The sequence below is a fragment of the Bradyrhizobium sp. genome (assembly GCF_019244115.1).
In the GTDB taxonomy this organism is placed as follows: domain Bacteria; phylum Pseudomonadota; class Alphaproteobacteria; order Rhizobiales; family Xanthobacteraceae; genus Bradyrhizobium.
This window is the reverse complement of record NZ_JAFATE010000142.1, coordinates 1-4,278: the sequence shown is the minus strand read 5'-3', so window position 1 is coordinate 4,278 and position 4,278 is coordinate 1. Positions and strand designations below refer to the sequence as shown.

The following is a 4,278-nucleotide window of genomic DNA, read 5'->3' as shown; positions in this document are numbered from 1 at the left end:
CAGAATGCGCTCGCCAAGCCCGACAATGCCGGCGCGGCCGCCACCGACTACCTGCAGCTGTTCGGGTTCGTCGCGCTCGGTTACATGTGGGCGAGGATGGCGAAGGTGGCGTTGGACAAGATTGCGCAGTCCGGCACGACGCCATATCTGTCGACCAAGCTCGTGACCGGCCGCTTCTTCATGGAGCGGATGCTGCCGGAAACCGCGCTGCATCTGGCGCGCATCCAGACCGGCTGCGCCACGACGATGGAATTGGCGGCGGAGGCGTTCTGAGCGAAGCGCGGCGCGCGACATCGGCAAAACTCTGCTATAAATGATGACAATCATATCAGGAGGGCGTCATGCCTGAGGCATTTATTTACGATCACGTTCGCACGCCGCGCGGCCGCGGCAAGGCCGACGGCGCACTGCACGAGGTCACGGCGCTCAATCTCGCCACCGTGCCGCTGCAGGCGCTGAAGGAGCGCAACAATCTGCCCGAAGGCAGCGTCGACGACGTCGTGCTCGGCGTTGTCGATCCGGTCGGCGAGGCCGGTTCCGACATCGCGCGTTTCGCGGCGCTCAAGGCGGGGCTCGGCGAGTCCGTGCCTGGCGTGCAGATCAGCCGGTTCTGCGCCTCGGGCCTCGATGCGGTGAATTTCGCGGCGGCCCAGATCATGAGCGGCCAGCATCAGCTCGTGATCGGCGGCGGCGCCGAATCCATGAGCCGCGTCGGCATCGGCGCCTCCGGCGGCGCCTGGCCGATGGATCCGTCGATGGCGGTGCCGGCCTATTTCATGCCGCAGGGCGTCTCTGCCGACCTGATCGCGACCAAATACGGTTTTTCGCGCGACGACGTCGATGCCTATGCGGTGCAGAGCCAGCAGCGCGCGGGCAAATCCTGGGAAGAGGGCCGTTTCAACAAGTCCGTTGTGCCGGTCAAGGACGTCAATGGCCTGACAATTCTGGCCAGGGACGAACATATGCGGCCGACGACCACGATGCAGTCGCTGGCGCAATTGCAGCCGTCGTTCGCGGCGGTCGCGCAGATGGGCGGTTTTGATGCGGTCGCGATCCAGTCGCATCCGGAAGTCGAGCGCATCAACTACGTGCATCACGCCGGCAACTCGTCGGGCATTGTCGACGGCGCCGGCGCGGTCTTGCTGGGCAGCAAGGAGGCGGGCGCGAAACATGGTCTGAAGCCGCGCGCAAAGATCCGCGCCTTTGCCAATATCGGCTCGGAGCCGGCGATGATGCTGACCGGGCCGGTCGACGTGACCAAAAAGCTGTTCGAACGGTCGGGCATGAAGACGTCCGACATCGACCTGTTCGAGCTCAACGAGGCGTTCGCCTCGGTGGTGCTGCGCTACATCCAGGCTTTTGACATCGACAACGCCAAGATCAACGTCAATGGCGGGGCGATCGCGCTCGGCCATCCGCTCGGGGCCACCGGCGCGATGATTCTCGGCACCGTGCTCGACGAACTCGAGCGCACCGACAAATCGACGGCGCTGGTGACCTTGTGCATCGGCGGCGGCATGGGCACCGCGACGATCATCGAGCGGGTGTGACGCGTAGGTGGGTTAGCCAAAGGCGTAACCCACCATGCCCCGGGAAAGAAAGAGGTGGGTTACGCTTCGCTAACCCACCCTACGAAATTCGGACAACCCGCCGCGCCTGATCGGCAGCCGGCATCGAGGGAGCACCACATGGCCTTCAAGAACTTCAAGCTAGAGACCGACGCTGACGGCATTGCGCTCGTCACCTGGGACATTCCCGGCCGCTCGATGAACGTGCTGGACGAGACCACGATCACCGAGCTCAATGAGATCGTGAAGCAGACCACCGCCGATCCGGCGGTCAAGGGCGTGGTCGTCACCTCAGGTAAGGAGGCGTTTTCCGCCGGCGCGGACCTGTCCATGCTGGAGGGTATGAACCGCCGCTACGCCGAGCTGTTGAAGGAAAAGGGCGAGGTCATCGCCAACCAGTTCGTGTTCGACGAGAGCCGCAAATCCTCGCTGACCTTCCGCGCTATCGAGACCTCGGGCAAGCCGTGGGTCGCCGCGATCAACGGGCTCGCGCTCGGCGGCGCGTTTGAGCTCACGCTGTCCTGCCACCACCGCGTCGCCGCGGAAAATCCAAAAACCAGGCTCGGTCTGCCCGAAGTGAAGGTCGGCCTGTTTCCCGGCGCTGGCGGCACACAGCGCGTGCCGCGCATCGTGCCGCCGCAGGAGGCGATGACGCTGCTGCTAAAGGGCGAAGCGGTTGACCTTAACCGCGCGAAGGCGCTGAAGCTGGTCGACACCGTCGTCCCGGCCGCCGACCTGATCAAGACGGCAAAGGACTGGATCAAGGGCGGCGGCAAGGCCGTGGCACCCTGGGACGAGAAAGGTTTCAAGCTACCGGGCGGGCCGGTCTTCTCCAAGAACGGCATGATGATGTTTCCGGCCGGCAACGCGATCTACCGCCGCGAGACCTACGACAATTATCCGGCGGCACGCGCCATCATGAGCTGCGTCTATGAAGGCCTGCTGCTCGAGATGGATACGGCGCTCCGGGTGGAGTCGCGCTACTTTGCGAAAATCCTGCGGTCGAAGGAAGCGGCGGCGATGATTCGCTCGCTGTTCCTGTCAATGCAGGAATTGAACAAGGGCGCGCGGCGTCCCACGAGCGTGCCGCCGACCAAGGTGAAGAAGCTCGCGGTGATCGGCGCCGGCTTCATGGGCGCCAGCGTCGGCTACGTCTCGGCGCGCGCCGGCCTCGAGGTCGTGCTCATCGACCGCGACCAGGAGAGCGCGGACAAGGGCAAGGCGCACGCCAAAAGCGTGATCGACGACATGGTCAAGAAGGGCCGCGCCAAGGAGGCCGATCGCGACGCCATTTTGGCGCGCATCACCCCAACATCCGACTATGCCGCGATCGCCGACTGCGATCTCGTCATCGAAGCCGTGTTCGAGGATCGCAAGGTCAAGGCCGAGACCTATGCCAAGGCGCAACAGTATTTGAAACCCGATGCGATCTTCGCGTCCAATACCTCGACGTTGCCGATCACCTCGCTCGCCGAGGAGTTCAAGGATCAGGGCAAATTCGTCGGCATACACTTCTTCTCGCCGGTCGAGAAGATGATGCTGGTCGAGATCATTTTGGGCAAGAACACCGGCGACGTGGCGCTCGCGACCGCGCTCGACTATGTCCGCCAGATCGGCAAGACGCCGATCGTCGTCAATGACTCCCGCGGCTTCTTCGCCAACCGCTGCGTGCTGCGCTTCACGGCGGAAGGCCTGGAGATGCTGATGGAGGGCGTGCCGCCGGCAATGATCGAGAACACTGCGCGGATGGCCGGCATGCCGGTCGGGCCGCTGTCGCTGTCGGATGAAGTAGCGCTCGATCTCGTGCTGAAGATCATGAAGGCGACCGAGGCCGATCTCGGTGCGCAGGCCGTCGACCAGCAGCAGAAGAAGCTGATGGTCGAGATGGTCGAGAAGCAAGGCCGTTTTGGCCGCAAGAACGGCAAGGGCTTTTACGACTATCCGGAAAAGGGCAAGGGGCAGAAGAGCCTGTGGGGCGAGCTGTCCTCGCTGCAGCCGAAGCACCTCGACCCTGACGCGCTCGACATCGAGGAGCTGAAGCAGCGCTTTTTGGTGGTGCAGGCGGTGGAGGCCGCGCGCACCGTGGAGGACCACGTCATCACCGATCCGCGCGAGGCCGATGTCGGATCCATCCTCGGCTTCGGCTTCGCGCCGTTCACCGGCGGCACGCTGTCCTATATCGACTTCATGGGCACGAAGAAGTTCGTCGAGCTGTGCCACAAGCTCGAAGCCAAATACGGCTCGCGCTTCACCCCGCCAAAGCTGCTCGAAGAGATGGCCGCGAAGGGCGAGACTTTTTACGGCCGCTTCCCGCCGAAGAAACTTGTGGCGGCTGCGGCATAGGATTCAGTGTCGTCCCGGCCAAGCGAGCGGGGCAGCGCGTAGCGCTGCCCGCGCGAGCGCAGAGCCGGGACCCATACCGCGTGATCCATGTATGGGAAAAGAACGGCGTAACCGCCAGCTCGGGTAACGACCGCTGCCTGTGGTGATGGGCCCCGGCTTTCGCCGGGGCGACATCGGTGTGCTTGGAAAGCGTTGTGCCACTCACGCTGCCTTGAGCAGCCCTTCCATCTTCAGCGCCGCCTGCACATTGGGCCGCGCGGCGATGCGGGCTTTGTAGGCGACGAGGTTCGGCAGCCCCGAGAGGTCGAAGTTCATGCGGTCCGCCCATGACAGCATCACGAACAGATAGCCGTCGGCAACCGTGAAA

The 4,278-nt window shown here is 64.0% G+C and carries 4 protein-coding genes; 3 read left to right on the top strand and 1 reads right to left on the bottom strand.

Going from position 1 to position 4,278, the window contains the following annotated elements:
- The 3 genes from JOZ76_RS06435 to JOZ76_RS06425 all read left to right on the top strand — a co-directional run.
- Window positions 1-273: acyl-CoA dehydrogenase C-terminal domain-containing protein (locus JOZ76_RS06435; protein ID WP_291697791.1), on the top strand; the 273-nt coding region annotated here is incomplete at its 5' end.
- Between the two features lie 68 nt (window positions 274-341).
- A complete protein-coding gene (locus JOZ76_RS06430) occupies window positions 342-1,550 on the top strand; it encodes an acetyl-CoA C-acetyltransferase (protein ID WP_291697790.1) in 1,209 nt (402 codons plus the stop codon).
- Window positions 1,551-1,688: 138 nt separating this feature from the next.
- Window positions 1,689-3,911 carry a 3-hydroxyacyl-CoA dehydrogenase NAD-binding domain-containing protein gene (locus JOZ76_RS06425; protein ID WP_291697789.1) on the top strand — a complete coding sequence of 741 codons (2,223 nt, stop codon included), beginning with the start codon at window positions 1,689-1,691 and terminating at the stop codon, window positions 3,909-3,911.
- 201 nt (window positions 3,912-4,112) lie between these two features.
- Here JOZ76_RS06425 and JOZ76_RS06420 read toward each other — a convergent pair.
- On the bottom strand, window positions 4,113-4,278 hold a 166-nt coding region (locus tag JOZ76_RS06420; RefSeq protein ID WP_366938544.1), incomplete at its 5' end, for a glutathione S-transferase family protein.